The organism is Helicobacter pylori (assembly GCF_011140715.1).
GTDB classification, from domain to species: domain Bacteria; phylum Campylobacterota; class Campylobacteria; order Campylobacterales; family Helicobacteraceae; genus Helicobacter; species Helicobacter pylori_DA.
In genome coordinates this window covers 38,443-54,736 of record NZ_SFZZ01000060.1, presented here as the reverse complement: position 1 = coordinate 54,736, position 16,294 = coordinate 38,443, and the positions used below count along the sequence as shown (strand labels likewise).

Genomic DNA, 16,294 nt, shown 5'->3' with positions numbered 1-16,294 from the left:
GGGTTAAAAAGACTAAAGGGATTTAATCTTTTTGAAGCGCTTTTAAACCTTTGGCGTAATCGTTTGCGTGATAAAGCGAGCGATTTTTTCTCTTAAATGCAACAAGGGTTCTGAGCCTTTCGCTAAAGCTTTCAAGCATAAATGAGAACTAGCAATCTCGCTCACGGCTCCATCCACTCCTTCGCTCTCTTCAATCAATGCTCGCGCGCCAGACAGCTCTATGGGGCAATTGACAAGCACCAGATTCAAATAATGCGTGTAGCCATCAAACATGCACATGTTTGTCATGTCGGCGGTTTTGGGATCTAAAATCGTATTATCATAATAGATCGGTTGGTTATCTTTTAAAATAGAGATTTTAGTGTGCAAGCGGTTGAATTGGAACAATTCGTTTCGTGCCACTCGCCCAGCGACAATGATTTCACTATAAAGCAATTGGGAGCCAGAGTGTAGAGAAATCGTGGTATTGCCCTTAAAGTGCGCGTTTTCAAAGGGGATTAACGGGAAGGGCGCGAAGTCCAAAAAGGCGTTTTCCCCCACAACGATATGCATGTCTCTGCTAGCAAACCCGTCTTCAGTGTTATGGATTTTTTCAAAGGATTGCGAAGTGATCCTTAGCTTGCAATTTTGACCGATGCTTAATTGCATGTCTTGTGCATCGCCTTTCATTAAGCCAGGGCTTACCGCTAAAAGCATGATTTCAGCTAAATCGTCTTTAGGGTAAAAGGGTGCCATGAGCTTAAAGGGGGGCGTGAAAAAATTGTCTTCAATCACGCACCGCCCGTCAGCCCCTATTTTGGTTTTTAACCTGAGCTTGGATTCTTGAGCGTAAGTGTTCATCAATCTTCCAATAAAGCGTTGCGCTTAATCCAAGCGATCACATCATCTAGGCCTTCTTTGGCGCGGATATTCGTAAAAATAAAGGGCTTTTCGCCGCGCATTTTTTTAGAATCCCTTTCCATGACTTTCAGGTCCGCTCCCACATAGGGGGCTAAGTCAATTTTATTGATGACAAGCAAGTCTGAGCGCGTGATTCCTGGGCCGCCTTTTCGGGGGATTTTATCGCCCTCAGCCACATCAATCACAAAAATCGTAAAGTCCGCTAGCTCTGGGTTGAAAGTCGCTGAAAGGTTGTCGCCTCCGCTTTCAATCAAAAGCAATTCCAAATTAGGGAAACGGCCATGCATTTCTTCTACGGCTTCTAAATTCATGGAAGCGTCTTCTCTAATAGCGGTATGAGGACAGCCTCCTGTTTCTACGCCAATAATCCTCTCTCGTGGCATCACCGAATTTTTACACATAAACTCTGCGTCTTCTTTCGTGTAAATATCATTAGTGATAACCGCCATGTCGTAATCCTTTGACATGTGGCGCGTTAAAGCTTCAATCAAGGCGGTTTTACCGCTTCCTACAGGACCACAAACTCCAATTTTTACCATAAAATTCCTTTCAATTTGAGATTAAAATTCAAGACATATAAAGGCGCGAGTATAAACTCTCATGCTGCATCGCCTTAATGTCGTTTTGAACGCTTGCCGCACACAGGTGGCTTTCGTCTAATTCTAGGGTTTTTTCTATGAGCTGGTTAAAAGGGCTTTGCAAGCTCAATAAGATTTTTTGCCCATCGTTTTGAGATAGTGGGACGCTTTTAACGCAGTTGATCACCATGTTAGAAGTTTGCGCATAAAGATAATGCCTTAAAGCCTTTTTCAATTCAATGTTCAAACTCGCCGCAAAAACGCCATAGCTAGTGGCATGGGTGGGATCTTTGGTTTGTTGAGCGTAAGCGTTAAAAAATGCACCCATGTCTAATTCGTTCATGGCTTGTAAGGTTTTAATGAAACGATTGCCTAGCTTTTGATTGGCTAATCGCAATTCCATGGGGCTTGTGGATAGCCTAATGACTTCTTCAACCCCTAAGATTTTTTTTAAATCCTGTTGGAGAGCGCTTTCATAGGTTAATTTCAAACTCAGCATTTCCGTATAAAGGAACTGGCTAGAGAGATTGGCTTTTAAATATTCTAAAGCGCTTTCTTTATTGGTAACCTTTTTTTGCTGGATGTAAGTTTCTAGCCCAAAAGAATGCGTGTAAGATCCAATAGGGAATACCGCATCATTGACTTGCAAGATCAGAAATTCATTATCCACATGAGCATTGTTGTCTGTCTTTGGAGTTTTTGGGGGCATACCCACGCTTTTTTTAGTGCTTTTCACGCTCTTTCCTTTATCCATTCTGTTATTTTTCTATTTCTTTTTTATTTCATGACCACTTTAAAATCGCTCGCTAGTGAGACCTTAAAATTAGGCTCACTATGGGGCATGCTCACGGTTAAGCGTTCTTTGGAATCCAATTTTGAACTTAAAACACGATTTTGAACCCCTAGCTTTTCTAATAACGCTAGCGTGGGCTTTTCAAATGGTGTTTTAAATTCAAATTGAGACTCGCCATAGTATAAAGCCGCATGGCGGTTTCCTATTTCGTAGCATATTTTTGCTACTTCTGCCACGCTCTTAGCTTGGATGTGAATGACTTCAGAATCCAAGATATTAACGGCGATAATTTCCTTCTCTTCTTTAAATAAAATATCCCCTTGAGAGAGACCCAACTTGGGAGCGTCTTTAAGGCGTATGGCTATGTCTTTGCCTTGCCTGGTTTTAAAACGAGCGATTTTTTTCCTCGTTTCAAACCATTCCAAATCCACATAATCCACGCTGAAATCCAAGGGGTTTAAATCCCTTAGATTGCCCATTAAACGCTCTATGATCATCTCACACCCAGTGTTGGATAAAGAGTAACCAAGCAGGGATCCAAGCGGTTAAAATACCCTCAATGATAGCAAGCCATGGAGTGAATTTCCCTAAAGGGATTTTCAAGATGTTTTCAATGAAAGCGGTAAGCCACAAAACACCCCAAGCCAACCAAATGATCGCCCACCAATCGCCTTCAGTGATGCCTAACACTTTGTGGTCATCAAGCATATCGCTATAGTGGGATAAAATCGCAGCAGGAACAGTGTTGATCGCTACGAATAAGCTATACCAAGAATACGGCCTCCAATCCAAACCAAAAGTGTGGTTGATGGCCGCATACAAGTAAGTAAAACCAAACAATAACCCAGTCGCTGGCCCATAGAAACTAGTCAAATGGTGCGATACTTGAGCAATATCTTCGGCACCTTCTACAGGGGCTGTAGGGTGGAGCGCGGAATAAGTGATGACAACCACATTACAAACAATGGAAAGTCCGCCCACAAAAAAGTTCATCACCGCAGTGCTTTTAGGATCGACTTTGGTTAATCCGCAAATCCCGTTGCTGATTAAAACAATCCCAACATATAACAATACAAGTCCTAGCATTGCCTTTTCCTTCCAAACAAAAATTTTTACAACAAACGCACCTTACGAATAACTTTTGTTGCTTGAGCTAATCATAAAGAAAAATAGTAAATTGACAAAAAATAAAACAAAAAAATAAGCCCCTAACTTTTAATAAATAATAAAAGTCAGAGAGCTTAAAAACTAAGATTTAAGGAGAAACGCTCCTTAAAATCCTAGAAAATTAAAAATCCTAGAAAAATCCTAGAAAATGCTAAAGAGTTGCGCCAAGCTCACTTTATTGGCTGGTTTAGAAGTTACTTCTTTGCCATCCACGAACACATGGTAAGTTTCAGGATTGACTTCAATGTGAGCGGTAGTGTCGTTGAATTGCATGTCTTTTTTAGTGATATTTCTGCAATTTTTAACCGGCAACACTTGTCTTTCAAGCCCTAATTCTTCTTTAATGCCTTTGTCATAAGCCGCTTGAGACACAAAAGTGATGTTTGCATCGTATTTAGCTTTACCATGATGAGCGAACATTTCTCTGTAATAAACCGGTTGTGGGGTAGGGATAGAAGCGTTCGCATCACCCATTTGACTCAATGCAATGAATCCGCCTTTGATGATCATGTTGGGTTTCACACCAAAGAATGCTGGACTCCACAATACCAAGTCAGCCACTTTACCCACTTCTACAGAACCCACATACTCGCTAATCCCATGAGCGATCGCTGGGTTAATGGTGTATTTAGACAAGTAGCGTTTGATTCTGAAGTTGTCGTTATCGCCTTTTTCTTCTTTCAAGCGGCCAAATTCTTTTTTGTTTTTGTCAGCTGTTTGCCAAGTTCTGGTGATAACTTCACCCACACGACCCATAGCTTGAGAGTCAGAACTGGTGATTGAGAAAATCCCCATGTCATGCAAAGTGTCTTCAGCCGCAATGGTTTGAGGGCGGATCCTTGAATCAGCGAACTGGACATCTTCTTTAATGCTTTTATCCAAGTGGTGGCACACCATAAGCATGTCCATGTGTTCGGCTTCTGTATTCACAGTGAAAGGGATAGTGGGGTTAGTGGAAGCGGGAAGAATGTTGTGTTCACCGGCTACTTTAATAATATCAGGAGCGTGTCCGCCGCCAGCGCCTTCAGTGTGGAAAGTGTGCATAGTGCGCCCAGCAATAGCAGCCATAGTGTCTTCTACGCAACCAGCTTCATTCAAAGTGTCTGTGTGGATAGCGACTTGCACATCGTATTTGTCCGCAACATCTAACGCATGATTGATTGCAGAAGGAGTGGTGCCCCAGTCTTCGTGGATTTTAAAGCCAATCGCACCGGCTTCAATTTGATCAGCTAAGCTTGCATCGTTAGAAGCGTTACCTTTAGCCAAGAAACCCAAGTTCATAGAATATTCTTCAGCCGCTCTGAGCATCCATTTTAAATTTCTTCTACCTGGAGTGATAGTGGTTGCGTTAGTGCCATCAGCAGGGCCAGTTCCGCCACCAATCATGGTTGTTACACCGCTTGCAAAAGCTGTAGGGATTTGTTGGGGTGAAATGAAGTGGATGTGTGTGTCAATACCACCAGCCGTTACGATCAAGCCTTCACCAGCTAGCGCTTCAGTAGCAGGACCTACGCTAAGATTGTTTTTAACGCCATCTTGCATGTCTTTGTTACCGCCTTTACCAATGCCAGCGATTTTGCCGTCTTTAATACCAATATCCGCTTTATAAATACCGGTGTAATCCACGATTAAAGCGTTAGTGATGATTAAATCCAATTCTTCTTTGCTAGGGTTGTTAGATTGGCTCATGCCTTCTCTTAGGGTTTTACCGCCACCGAATTTAAGCTCTTCGCCATAAATGGTGTAGTCATGTTCTACTTCAGCGATCAAGTCTGTATCGCCCAATCTCACTTTATCGCCTGTGGTAGGGCCATACATAGAAACATATTCTTTTCTGCTAATCTTTTTCATTTCTTACTCCTTAATTGTTTTTACATAGTTGTCATCGCTTTTAGCGCCATGAAAACCACGCTCTTTAGCTCTGTGTAAAGCAATTTTTTTGCTTTCGTTATCGGCTTGCCTATCAACCAACGCATTAAATCCAAAGATTCTTCTGTTACCGCCAATGTCAATCAACTCTACGGATTTTTCTTCGCCAGGTTCAAACCTTACCGCTGTCCCGCTCGCAATGTCTAAGCGTTTGCCGAAAGTTTTTTCTCTGTCAAAGTCTAGGCATCTATTCACTTCAAAGAAATGGAAGTGTGAACCGATTTGAACGGGTCTGTCGCCCACATTTTTAACTTTCACGCTAACGGCTTTTTTGCCTTCGTTGATAGTGATGTCTTCATTTTTTAAGAACAACTCACCAGGAACCAATTTACCATTGGCCTCAATAGGGGTATGCACGGTTACGAGTTTGGTCCCATCAGGAAACATCGCTTCAATACCCACTTCATGGATCATGCTTGCCACGCCATCCATCACATCATCCGGTTTTAAAAGAGTGCGCCCTTCTTGCATCAATTCAGCCGCAGTCTTTTTACCAGCTCTCGCTTCTTCCATAATATGGGCACTAATCAAAGCTACTGCTTCTACATAGTTAAGCTTAATGCCTTTTTCTTTGCGTTTTTTAGCCAATTCTCCAGCGTAGTGGAGCATCAACTTATCTAACTCTTTTGGGGTGAGTTTCATCTCATTCTCCTATTCTTAAAGTGTTTTTTCCTTGAAGACATAACGCAATCAAGGTTGGATGTAATTGTAGCAATGTTTTGATTTACTAAGATTAACAGAAGCGTTCATTAACTAATTATTATTTAAAATAAATTAGTGTTATAGTTCTGAAGCGCTATAAAAGCGTTATTGGGAGCGCATTTAATACCCCTTTAGAATTTATAAAGATCAAAAACTCGCAAAAAAATGAGAATTAAAATTGGAGTGATAATGGTGGCCACGACTGGACTTGAACCAGCGGCCACTACCATGTCAAGGTAGTGCTCTACCAACTGAGCTACGCGACCTTTTATTAAAAAGGGTAATTATGCCTTAATTTTGTTTTGTTTTTGCTTAAAAAAGAATTGTCTTAACAATAAAACGCCCACACCCACATCTATCATGACATCAGCGAAGTTAAAAATAGCAAAATCAAAGCCATAATGATAATACACATAATCCACCACGCCCCCATGCACAAACCGATCCAAAACATTAGAAACCCCAGCGCCAAACACCATGCCAAACTCTATGGCATGGCTTTTAAAAAGCTCCTTTTGGCGCATTAAAAAGATAAAAAGCCCCAAAATCAAAAGGATTTGCAAGTATTTCAAACCCCCCTCTAAAAAACTGAGTAAGGAAAACGCCACGCCTTTATTGAATACTAAAACAATATCTATAACCAAGCTCTCATAGCGAAACCCCTCTAAAATAGCGTATTTAATCGCTTGATCCACGCCAAAAATAAGAAAAAAAACCCCTATAAAAACCAATAGGCTTTTTTTAGTGGTTTTTAGCACAAATGCCCTTCAAAAAACTCTTTTAATTTTTGCATTTTCAATTCGAGCAATTTTTCGTCTTTAGCTTCTAAAAGGATTCGTAATTTGTTTTCAGTGCCGCTATAACGGATCAAATGGCGGATCTCTAGCTGGTCTAATTCTTTTAAAAGAGCGCTATAACCTTTCAGGCTTTCTAAAGGAGGCTTTTTTTGGACATTCAAATTCACTAGGCTTTGGGGGTATAATTCAAAGGGGTTTAACGCAACAGAGCTCACAAGCTTACTTTCTAGCACTAACGCGCTCACTTGCAAAGCGCACACCAAACCATCGCCCGTTTTAGCGTAATCGCTAAAAATGATATGCCCGCTTTGTTCGCCTCCAAAATTGGCTTTGTTCAATCGCATGCATTCGCTCACAAACTTATCCCCAATCGCGCAATGCTTCAATTCTAAATCTTGGGATTTTAAGTATTCTTTAAGGGCTAAATTGCTCATGCTCGTGGCGACAATTGCTTGAGAAGAAAGGGCGTTTTTAGATTTTTGATAAACCCCTAACACCCCTAAAAGCTTATCCCCATGCACGATATTCCCTAAATTATCCACCACCACTAGCCTGTCAGCATCGCCATCAAAAGCAAAGCCTAGATCCGCGCGGTATTTTTTCACTTCCTGGCTCAATTGGTTAGGGTGTAAAGCCCCGCATTGCTCATTAATATTACACCCGTTAGGCTCATCATTAATCACTAAAACATCAGCCCCAAGCTCGCTAAAAACGACCGGAGCCACCTTATAAGCCGCGCCATTAGCGGTATCTAGAACGATCCTTAAATTTTGTAAATTCAAATGTTTGGGGAAAGAGTGCTTTAAATGCACGATATAGCGCCCTATCACATCATCTATCCTTTTAGCGCTACCGACGCTCTCGCCCACTTTATAACTGGAATGCAGTAATCCTTCATCATGAAAGATTTCTTCAATCGCTCTTTCTTCTTCTTCTTTGAGTTTATAACCATAAGAATTGAAAAACTTAATGCCATTGTCTTCAAAAGGGTTGTGGCTCGCGCTTATCATAATGCCCGCATCGCAGCGCATGTCTTCGGTTAAAAAAGCGATCGCAGGGGTAGGCATAGGCCCTATTTGAATCACATTATAGCCTATGGAAGTGAGAGCGCTCACTAAAGCGTTTTCTACCATATAGCCGCTTTTTCTGGTGTCTTTACCGATTAGAATTTTATTCGTTTGAGAATGTTTTTTAAAATACAACCCGGCAGCAATGCCTAAACGCATCACAAACATGGGGGTGAGTTTCACCCCTGCTTTACCCCTCACGCCATCAGTCCCAAAAATTTTCATCGTTATAAAATACCTTTTAAACTATTTTTAATCAATTTTTAGATAGAATTATGCCAAATTTTACATTACAAAGGGATTAAAACAAGGCTATGGCAAATCATAAGTCCGCAGAAAAGCGAATCAGACAGACCATTAAAAGAACCGAACGAAACAAGTTCTATAAAACTAAAATTAAAAATATCATTAAGGCCGTGCGTGAAGCCGTCGCTGTCAATGATGTAGCAAGAGCTCAAGAGCGTTTGAATATCGCTAACAAAGAATTGCATAAATTTGTCAGCAAAGGGATTTTAAAGAAAAACACCGCTTCTAGGAAAGTCTCAAGGCTTAACGCTTCAGTGAAAAAAATCGCTCTCGCTTAGTTTTGGGGCGTTTTTAACTTCTTTAAGCTCAGTAGTGGGTTTTTATTATTGGGCTTCTTTTTAAGTTTTGCGTTTTTTAGATTGTTGTATTTTTTATTCACATCTTTTTATAGGTAGTCTCGCATGTCCATTCTAGCCGAAAAGCTTTCTTCCATTCTCAAACGATACGACGAACTCACAGCCTTGCTTTCCAGCGTTGAAGTGGTTAGCGACATTAAAAAACTCACCGAATTGAGCAAAGAGCAAAGCTCCATTGAAGAAATCTCCATAGCGAGCAAAGAGTATTTGAGCGTTTTAGAGGGCATTAAAGAAAATAAAGAGCTTTTAGAAGACAAGGAATTGAGCGAATTGGCTAAAGAAGAGCTAAAAATTTTAGAAATCCAAAAAAGCGAGCTAGAAACTGCCATTAAACAACTCCTTATCCCCAAAGATCCTAATGACGATAAAAACATCTATTTAGAGTTAAGGGCCGGCACAGGGGGCGATGAAGCGGGCATTTTTGTAGGGGATTTGTTTAAGGCGTATTGCCGTTATGCGGATTTGAAAAAATGGAAAGTAGAAATAGTAAGCTCTAGCGAGAACAGCGTAGGGGGCTATAAAGAAATCATCGTTTTGATTAAGGGTAAGGGCGTGTATTCAAGGCTCAAATTTGAAGCAGGCACGCATCGAGTCCAAAGAGTCCCTGAGACAGAATCTCAAGGGCGCATCCACACTTCCGCTATCACGGTAGCGATCATGCCTGAAGTGGATGATGTGGAAGTTACCCTCAACCCTAGCGATTTAAAGATTGAAGTGTTTCGCGCTGGCGGGCATGGGGGACAATGCGTCAATACCACAGACTCCGCCGTCCGCATCACACACCTCCCCACCAATATCAGCGTGAGCATGCAAGATGAAAAATCCCAACATAAAAACAAGGATAAAGCCCTAAAAATCTTAAAAGCGCGTCTTTATGAAAAACAAATTGAAGAGCAACAACTCGCTAACGCCAAAGACCGAAAGGAGCAAGTGGGTAGTGGGGACAGGAGCGAAAGGATTCGCACCTACAATTACCCGCAAAACCGCTTGAGCGAACATAGAATCAATTTAACTCTGTATAGTTTAGAAGAAATCATGCTTTCAGGGAATTTAGATGAAGTGATCAACCCTTTAATCGCTCATGCTCAAAGCCAGTTTGAATAAGACCATTACTAAAACGATACGACAAAAGCGATAAAACACCCAAGTATTTTTTAAGATAGCCACCCGCTACTACCAAAAACCCTAAAAGCTCTAAATTTTCGCCCCACACAAAAATAGCGTAAAAGCTTCCATAAAATATAGTTAAATATAATTTTAAATTCTTTATATATATAAATACATTTTTAAAAAATAAAACGATTTATTTAACCCATTCTTAACGAAAAATTCACTTTTTTGTGATATAACTCAAAAGCTTAATATTTGTAAGAGCGAATTGTATTCTGTAGAAGCGAATGTATTCAAGGACAACTCTCAAATTTTGATGATCCCCTATATTTTTGCGCCATAGCATGAATGCAATAAAAAAAGAAATCCTTAGGATTTCTCACATTAAGGAGTTTTAAATGAAAAAAGTTTTTTTAGGTATGGCATTAGCCTTTAGTGTGTCTATGGCAGAAAAAAGCGGCGCGTTTTTAGGAGGGGGGTTTCAATATTCTAATTTAGAAAACCAAAACACCACCCGCACCTCAGGCGCTAACAATAACACCCCGATAAACACTTCAATGTTTAGCAGCAATCAAGTAGCTCTAACCCAAGAAACGCCAAGCGTGATCAACACCAATAATTACGGGCAAATGTATGGGGTAGATGCGATGGCAGGGTATAAGTGGTTCTTTGGTAAAAAGAAACGCTTTGGCTTTAGATCTTATGGATACTACAGCTATAACCATGCAAATTTAAGCTTTGTGGGGAGCCAGCTTGGAATCATGGAGGGCGCGTCTCAAGTGAATGACTTCACTTATGGCGTGGGCTTTGATGCGCTCTATAACTTCTATGAAAGTAAAGAGGGCTATAACACAGCAGGGTTGTTCGTGGGCTTTGGATTAGGAGGGGATTCGTTTATCGTTCAAGGAGAGAGCTACTTAAAATCTCAAATGCAAATTTGCAACAACACCGCCGGCTGTTCAGCGAGCATGAACACAAGCTACTTCCAAATGCCTGTTGAATTTGGTTTTAGGAGCAATTTTTCTAAACACAGCGGGATTGAAGTGGGCTTTAAATTGCCTTTATTCACTAACCAATTCTATAAGGAAAGGGGCGTAGATGGATCAGTAGATGTGTTCTATAAAAGGAACTTCTCTATCTATTTCAACTATATGATCAACTTCTAAGCCTTTTTCTTCTTTTCAATGGAGAGTTTTCTCTCTGTTGGTTTCTTTTTTCTTTTTTTTTGCGATATTTGTTTTGTTGGGGGTTAGGTTTTTGTTTAAGAAAGTTTTTTAAAAACTAAAGAAGCGTTTAAAACAGAACCTTTTGTTTTGGGATTTGATTTTTTACTTTGGCTTGTTTTCAAAAGTCATTTTGATTTCTAAAAATAGTCTATAATGCTCGCAAGAGATATTTTTTAAGGTTATCAATGAAAGCTATAAAAATACTTTTTATAATGACACTCAGTTTAAACGCTATCAGCGTGAATAGGGCGTTGTTTGATTTAAAAGATTCGCAATTAAAAGGGGAATTAACGCCAAAAATAGTGAATTTTGGAGGTTATAGAAGCAGCACCAAAGAGTGGGGAGCTACTGCTTTAAACTATATTAATGCGGCTAATGGCGATGCGAAAAAATTCAGCGCGTTAGTGGAAAAAATGCGTTTTAACTCTGGCATCTTGGGGAATTTTAGAGCGCATGTGCGTTTGAGGCAAGCCCTAAAATTGCAAAAGAATTTGAAATATTGCCTTAAAATCATCGCTAGGGATTCTTTTTATAGTTACCGCACCGGTATTTATATCCCCTTAGGCATTTCTTTAAAAGATCAAAAAACGGCCCAAAAAATGCTCGCTGATTTGAGCGTGGTAGGGGCGTATCTTAAAAAACAACAAGAGAATGAAAAGGCTCAAAGCCCTTATTACAGGAGCAACAACTATTACAACTCCTACTATAGCCCTTATTATGGTATGTATGGCATGTATGGAATGTATGGCATGGGCATGTATGATTTTTATGACTTTTATGATGGCATGTATGGCTTCTACCCTAACATGTTTTTCATGATGCAAGTTCAAGACTACTTGATGTTAGAAAATTACATGTATGCGATCGATCAAGAAGAGATTTTAGACCATGACGCTTCCATTAACCAACTTGATACGCCTACTGATGATGACAGAGACGATAAAGACGATAAATCCTCGCAACAAGCAAATCTCATGAGCTTTTATCGTGATCCTAAATTCAGCAAGGATATTCAAACCAACCGCTTGAATAGCGCTTTAGTCAATTTAGACAACAGCCGCATGCTCAAAGAAAATTCGCTTTTCCACACCAAAGCCATGCCCACTAAAAGCGTGGATGCGATAACTTCTCAAGCCAAAGAGCTTAACCATTTAGTGGGGCAAATCAAAGAAATGAAGCAAGATGGGGCGAGTCCTAATAAGATTGATTCGGTGGTCAATAAAGCTATGGAAGTGAGAGACAAATTAGACAACAATCTCAACCAACTAGACAATGACTTAAAAGATCAAAAAGGGCTTTCAAGCGAGCAACAAGCCCAAGTGGATAAAGCCCTAGACAGCGTGCAACAATTAAGCCATAGCAGCGATGTGGTGGGGAATTATTTAGACGGGAGTTTAAAAATTGATGGCGATGACAGAGACGATTTGAATGATGCGATGAATAACCCTATGCAACAACCTGCGCAACAAACGCCTACTAGCAACATGGACAACACCCATGCAAATGACAGCAAAGATCAAGGGGGTAACGCACTCATAAACCCTAACAGCGCCACTAACGATGATCACAACGATGATCACATGGACACTAACACCACTGACACCGGCAACGCAAACGACACCCCCTCTGATGATAAAGATGCTAGCGGCAACAATACCGGCGATATGAATAACACCGATACCGGCAACACCGACACTGGCAATACTGATACCGGTAACACTGATGATATGAGCAACATGAACAACGGCAACGATGATACGGGTAACGCTAATGACGACATGAGCAACGGCAACGACATGGGCGATGACATGAGCAACGCGAACGACATGAACGACGATATGGGTAACAGCAACGATGACATGGGCGATATGGGGGATATGAACGATGATATGGGTGGCGATATGGGAGACATGGGGGATATGGGCGATATGGGGAATTGAGATTAAACCCAATATCAAAAAGTGATAGCCAAAACTTTTAAGGAATATTTTTATCCCACTAGCACGAAAAAACTCCGTCTTTTAGGGTACAAGATGCAAGCACATAGCCGTTAGGCTATATTCAAGCTAAAAGATGACAAAATACCTCTAGTCTTTTTGGGGTAGGAAATATCCATGCAGACTTTAAAGAACAAAGCCTTTCGTGTTAGCATTCAATGGAATGTTTTAGTTAGAAAGCCCCTTGCTTTAGAAAGGGGCGGTTTCACAGTAAAAACGATTCTTTTAAGGTAATAGGGGGATATTTTGCGATGAATACCCCTTTTAAAGAGCCTTTTATATTAGCGTTCGTTAGGGCGAAAGCCCCTTACTTGAGAAAAAGGGGGCGGTTCCACCTTTCAGACGCTCAAAATTAAAGGCAGAAATTAAAATTTCTTCTTGCTCACGTCTTCTAAAATGTCTTGGGAGATCCCATCAATTTTAGCACTCACTTGTAAAGAATGATTAGCGATAGTCAAATTATCCTGCACATCTTGTTGCAAGGCGTTAATGGAACTGTGGATATTTTCTACGCCCTTGTTTTGCATTTTGATAGACTCAGCGTTATCGGCAATGCTTTGAACTAAAATATTGATATTGGCTTCAATCTCGCTGAGCGATTTTTGCGTCCTTTCAGCGAGCTTTCTCACCTCATCAGCCACCACCGCAAAGCCTCTGCCATGCTCGCCGGCTCTTGCGGCTTCAATAGCGGCGTTTAGGGCTAATAGATTCGTTTGATCGGCAATATCTCTAATCATATCCACCACGCTTTTAATGTCTTCGCCTTGAGAGATCATCTCTTGGCTTTTAGAATCAATTGTTGTGATAATATTAGTGATTTCTTCTAAGGATTGAGTGGTGTTTTTCAGGCTTCTTTCTTGTTTGTGAGCGGTTTTGGTTAAGTTATCCACGCAAGTTTTTAAATCCTTGGATTCATGATTGAGCGCGTTCGCAAACCCTAAAGAAGCTTTAAGCATGCTAGAAATTTCTTGCCCTAAAGTGTTGAGCGCTTTTTCCATGTTGGCTTTGGGGTTTTGGATGTGGTGGGTGAAATCCAGGTTTTTATAATGCTCTAGGGCGTTATTTAGGGCTTCAATATTGGCGCCAATTTGGTTACGAAAATACTGGATAATGCTATTAATCGTATTTCTTAAAGCTTGCAAATCTTTATTTTTAGGCACGCATGCGATTTCTTGCGTGAAATCCCCATTTTCCACATAATTTGTTACTTCAATGCTGTTTTGAATGGCTTTATTATCGGCTTGAATGTTTTCTTGGGTTTTAAGGATGTTCTCATTGATAGAAGCTTGCATTTGCCCGATTTCATCATAAGCGCTTGGGGGCGTTAGGCTTATGGCATGGTTATTTTTGGGGTTATTGAGCAAGTTGAAAAAATCATTTAGGGTGTTATTGACCCTACTGATGCGTTTGGTTATGAGATTGGAAACGATGATAAAGACTAAAAAGGCTAACACCAACACGCCTAAAATCAAAGTGGTGATAATAATGAATTTGGTGTTTGTGGCTTCTTTAAAGACTAAAGATTTATTGACATATTTCCCGATTGCCCAACGCCAATGATTGCCGTTATTCCCTTTTTCTTCAAAAAAATCAAAGGGCTGTATGGCTAAAAAGGTTTCTGTATTCCCGCTCAATGAATGGTAGCTCAAAGTGCCCGCTTCGTTTTTGTCATAATACTCCACAGCTTTAGCGACTCGCTTATCCGGATTGATAGCGCTTAAAATTTTATCTTGAATCTCACGATTAGGGTTGATTAAAAGCCTGCCGTCTTTCCCCATTAAAAAGGTGTTGCTCTTTTTCTTGCCTACCACATCGGTATAAAAAGCGTCAATGTTTAAAAAGAAATTCAGCGCGCCTATAATATTTTGATTCTTACCCATTAAGGGGAGGGTAATATCCATGCCATAGATTTTATCGCCATTAACCTCCTTATAATAGGGATCTGAACGGGTTATACTTTTGAGCGAACGGATTTGATTGATCATGTTTTCATTGAGCGTGGTATTAGGGTAGGCGATTTTTGAATCCATGCTCATGGCAGTGATAACTCGTTCGTTATTATTCGTATAAATCGCACTAACCAATAACACATGAGGGTTTGCCAGCAAAAACTCAGAGAGCATGCGCCTTTTTAGGGTGTCGTTGATAGCGCTATTTTCATCGCTTAAAAATTTTTCAAGGGTGTTAGCGCCAATAAAAATACGCTTCATAATACCTTGAATTTTAAAACTGACTAACTGAGCCTTTTTTTGCAACAATTCTGTGGCTTGGCTTTGCAACACGCTTTCAACCTTGTAGCTGATAATAACGCCCATAACAGCGCTAATGACAATAACAACCGCACACACCATCATGACGATTTTAGAACCAATTCTTGTAGATTTCATTCCCTTTGCCCTTTTAAAACGAATTGATAGAGAACGATTATTATACATTATTTTGAAACTTTAATAAAACAAGAGAGAAAAAAAGCAGAAAATGAAAGAGAGCCAAAGCTCCCCCAAAGGAGAGGCAAAAAGAAATAGAGATTACCTTTTGGAGAATTGCGGGCTTCTTCTGGCCTTTCTTTTACCATATTTTTTGCGTTCAACCACCCTTGAATCCCTAGTGAGCAAGCCCTTAGGTTTTAAAATGGCTCTAAAAGCAATATCATAAGCGTTCAAAGCCTTAGAAATGCCATGCCTTAAGGCTTCCGCTTGCGCTGAGTAGCCCCCACCAAAAACCACCGCTTTAATATCCACAGATTGTTCTTGTTTGGTTAAAAGCAAGGGTTGCATGACTTTCATTTTAATGGCTTCATGCCCGCCCAACCATTGATTCAGGCTTTGCTCATTGATACTCAATCCGCCTTTACCCGGAGTGAGCCACACTTTAGCGATAGCGGTTTTTCTTTTACCGGTAGCATAGATTTTTCTCATTTAGCGTCCTTTTTGCTAGTTTGTGCGGTGTGAGGGTGCTTATCATCACGATAAACTTTGAGTTTTTTAATCATCGCTTTCCCTAATTTCGTTTTAGGGAGCATGCCCCTAACGGCTAAGTGGTAGAGCTTTTCAGGGGCTTTTTCTAGCATTTCTTGGAGAGTCTTGCTCTTGGTGCTGCCAAAATAACCTGAATGGGTAAAATACTCTTTATCCTCTAATTTCATGCCTGAAAATTTAACCTTATTGGCGTTGATAACCACCACAAAATCCCCACAATCCATATTGGGGGTGTAAAAAGGGCGGTGTTTCCCTCTTAAAAGCACAGCGATTTCAGTGATCAAGCGGCCAAAAACTTTGTCCTTAGCATCTAAAACGACCCAATCACGAACGATGTCATTGACTTTAGCGGTCTTTGTCATAAGAATCCTTTGATAAAATTAAAGCA

At 40.5% G+C, this 16,294-nt stretch carries 16 protein-coding genes and 1 tRNA gene; 4 read left to right on the top strand and 13 right to left on the bottom strand.

Features of this window, described 5'->3' with window-relative positions; translation table 11 throughout:
- Positions 1 to 42 precede the first annotated feature (42 nt).
- The 10 genes from EWZ81_RS06085 to glmM all read right to left on the bottom strand — a co-directional run bounded on the left by EWZ81_RS06085 (position 43) and on the right by glmM (position 8,158).
- On the bottom strand, positions 43 to 840 hold the full coding sequence (locus EWZ81_RS06085) for an urease accessory protein UreD (RefSeq protein ID WP_165549359.1): 798 nt from the start codon (positions 838 to 840) through the stop codon (positions 43 to 45).
- Positions 840 to 1,439, bottom strand: a complete 600-nt coding sequence (gene ureG / locus EWZ81_RS06080) for an urease accessory protein UreG (protein WP_000238762.1) — start codon at positions 1,437 to 1,439, stop codon at positions 840 to 842. Before ureG ends, EWZ81_RS06085 begins: the two co-directional genes overlap by 1 nt.
- Before the next feature lie 28 nt (positions 1,440 to 1,467).
- Positions 1,468 to 2,232, bottom strand: a complete 765-nt coding sequence (locus tag EWZ81_RS06075; RefSeq protein WP_165549358.1) for an urease accessory protein UreF — start codon at positions 2,230 to 2,232, stop codon at positions 1,468 to 1,470.
- Between the two features lie 23 nt (positions 2,233 to 2,255).
- Positions 2,256 to 2,768, bottom strand: coding sequence for an urease accessory protein UreE (gene ureE, locus EWZ81_RS06070; protein WP_000583069.1), 513 nt, complete (start codon positions 2,766 to 2,768; stop codon positions 2,256 to 2,258).
- A gap of 1 nt (position 2,769) precedes the next feature.
- Complete coding sequence (gene ureI, locus EWZ81_RS06065; protein ID WP_000901267.1) at positions 2,770 to 3,357, bottom strand: acid-activated urea channel protein UreI; 588 nt, start codon at positions 3,355 to 3,357, stop codon at positions 2,770 to 2,772.
- A gap of 222 nt (positions 3,358 to 3,579) precedes the next feature.
- A complete protein-coding gene (gene ureB, locus EWZ81_RS06060; protein ID WP_000724295.1) occupies positions 3,580 to 5,289 on the bottom strand; it encodes an urease subunit beta in 1,710 nt (569 codons plus the stop codon).
- Between the two features lie 3 nt (positions 5,290 to 5,292).
- Positions 5,293 to 6,009: an urease subunit alpha gene (gene ureA, locus EWZ81_RS06055; RefSeq protein ID WP_000779223.1), complete on the bottom strand. Its 717-nt coding sequence runs from the start codon at positions 6,007 to 6,009 to the stop codon at positions 5,293 to 5,295.
- A 250-nt stretch (positions 6,010 to 6,259) separates the two neighbouring features.
- A tRNA-Val gene (locus EWZ81_RS06050) sits at positions 6,260 to 6,335 on the bottom strand.
- Between the two features lie 18 nt (positions 6,336 to 6,353).
- Positions 6,354 to 6,827: a signal peptidase II gene (lspA, locus tag EWZ81_RS06045; RefSeq protein WP_078263331.1), complete on the bottom strand. Its 474-nt coding sequence runs from the start codon at positions 6,825 to 6,827 to the stop codon at positions 6,354 to 6,356.
- Positions 6,821 to 8,158 carry a phosphoglucosamine mutase gene (gene glmM, locus EWZ81_RS06040; protein ID WP_165549357.1) on the bottom strand — a complete coding sequence of 446 codons (1,338 nt, stop codon included), beginning with the start codon at positions 8,156 to 8,158 and terminating at the stop codon, positions 6,821 to 6,823. The genes lspA and glmM overlap by 7 nt, the downstream gene beginning before the upstream one ends.
- A gap of 89 nt (positions 8,159 to 8,247) precedes the next feature.
- On the opposite strand from glmM, the gene rpsT reads away from it, so the two are divergent.
- The 4 genes from rpsT (at position 8,248) to EWZ81_RS06020 (ending at position 12,871) form a co-directional block, all read left to right on the top strand.
- Positions 8,248 to 8,517, top strand: a complete 270-nt coding sequence (gene rpsT / locus EWZ81_RS06035; protein ID WP_165549356.1) for a 30S ribosomal protein S20 — start codon at positions 8,248 to 8,250, stop codon at positions 8,515 to 8,517.
- A gap of 123 nt (positions 8,518 to 8,640) precedes the next feature.
- Positions 8,641 to 9,699, top strand: a complete 1,059-nt coding sequence (gene prfA / locus EWZ81_RS06030) for a peptide chain release factor 1 (RefSeq protein WP_000025163.1) — start codon at positions 8,641 to 8,643, stop codon at positions 9,697 to 9,699.
- Between the two features lie 404 nt (positions 9,700 to 10,103).
- Positions 10,104 to 10,871, top strand: coding sequence for an outer membrane protein (locus EWZ81_RS06025; RefSeq protein WP_165549355.1), 768 nt, complete (start codon positions 10,104 to 10,106; stop codon positions 10,869 to 10,871).
- 245 nt (positions 10,872 to 11,116) lie between these two features.
- Positions 11,117 to 12,871 (top strand): dentin sialophosphopreproprotein, encoded by a 1,755-nt coding sequence (locus EWZ81_RS06020; RefSeq protein WP_165549354.1) that lies wholly within the window; start codon positions 11,117 to 11,119, stop codon positions 12,869 to 12,871.
- Between the two features lie 422 nt (positions 12,872 to 13,293).
- Here the strand turns inward: EWZ81_RS06020 and tlpC are convergent, their stop codons facing one another.
- The 3 genes from tlpC to rplM all read right to left on the bottom strand — a co-directional run bounded on the left by tlpC (position 13,294) and on the right by rplM (position 16,268).
- Positions 13,294 to 15,315 carry a methyl-accepting chemotaxis protein TlpC gene (gene tlpC / locus EWZ81_RS06015; RefSeq protein ID WP_165549353.1) on the bottom strand — a complete coding sequence of 674 codons (2,022 nt, stop codon included), beginning with the start codon at positions 15,313 to 15,315 and terminating at the stop codon, positions 13,294 to 13,296.
- Positions 15,316 to 15,456: 141 nt separating this feature from the next.
- Entirely contained in the window at positions 15,457 to 15,846 is a 390-nt protein-coding gene (gene rpsI / locus EWZ81_RS06010) for a 30S ribosomal protein S9 (protein WP_001227274.1), read from the bottom strand.
- Entirely contained in the window at positions 15,843 to 16,268 is a 426-nt protein-coding gene (gene rplM / locus EWZ81_RS06005; RefSeq protein ID WP_165549352.1) for a 50S ribosomal protein L13, read from the bottom strand. Before rplM ends, rpsI begins: the two co-directional genes overlap by 4 nt.
- Positions 16,269 to 16,294 lie beyond the last annotated feature (26 nt).

Excerpts from the sequence above, each read along its gene's own strand:
- ureA (WP_000779223.1), bottom strand. The coding sequence starts at position 6,009 with ATGAAACTCACCCCAAAAGAGTTAGATAAGTTGATGCTCCACTACGCT.
- prfA (WP_000025163.1), top strand. The coding sequence starts at position 8,641 with ATGTCCATTCTAGCCGAAAAGCTTTCTTCCATTCTCAAACGATACGAC.
- ureI (WP_000901267.1), bottom strand. The coding sequence starts at position 3,357 with ATGCTAGGACTTGTATTGTTATATGTTGGGATTGTTTTAATCAGCAAC.
- ureG (WP_000238762.1), bottom strand. The coding sequence starts at position 1,439 with ATGGTAAAAATTGGAGTTTGTGGTCCTGTAGGAAGCGGTAAAACCGCC.
- rpsI (WP_001227274.1), bottom strand. The coding sequence starts at position 15,846 with ATGAGAAAAATCTATGCTACCGGTAAAAGAAAAACCGCTATCGCTAAA.
- rplM (WP_165549352.1), bottom strand. The coding sequence starts at position 16,268 with ATGACAAAGACCGCTAAAGTCAATGACATCGTTCGTGATTGGGTCGTT.
- EWZ81_RS06025 (WP_165549355.1), top strand. The coding sequence starts at position 10,104 with ATGAAAAAAGTTTTTTTAGGTATGGCATTAGCCTTTAGTGTGTCTATG.
- tlpC (WP_165549353.1), bottom strand. The coding sequence starts at position 15,315 with ATGAAATCTACAAGAATTGGTTCTAAAATCGTCATGATGGTGTGTGCG.
- ureB (WP_000724295.1), bottom strand. The coding sequence starts at position 5,289 with ATGAAAAAGATTAGCAGAAAAGAATATGTTTCTATGTATGGCCCTACC.
- EWZ81_RS06085 (WP_165549359.1), bottom strand. The coding sequence starts at position 840 with ATGAACACTTACGCTCAAGAATCCAAGCTCAGGTTAAAAACCAAAATA.
- EWZ81_RS06020 (WP_165549354.1), top strand. The coding sequence starts at position 11,117 with ATGAAAGCTATAAAAATACTTTTTATAATGACACTCAGTTTAAACGCT.
- glmM (WP_165549357.1), bottom strand. The coding sequence starts at position 8,158 with ATGAAAATTTTTGGGACTGATGGCGTGAGGGGTAAAGCAGGGGTGAAA.
- ureE (WP_000583069.1), bottom strand. The coding sequence starts at position 2,768 with ATGATCATAGAGCGTTTAATGGGCAATCTAAGGGATTTAAACCCCTTG.
- EWZ81_RS06075 (WP_165549358.1), bottom strand. The coding sequence starts at position 2,232 with ATGGATAAAGGAAAGAGCGTGAAAAGCACTAAAAAAAGCGTGGGTATG.
- rpsT (WP_165549356.1), top strand. The coding sequence starts at position 8,248 with ATGGCAAATCATAAGTCCGCAGAAAAGCGAATCAGACAGACCATTAAA.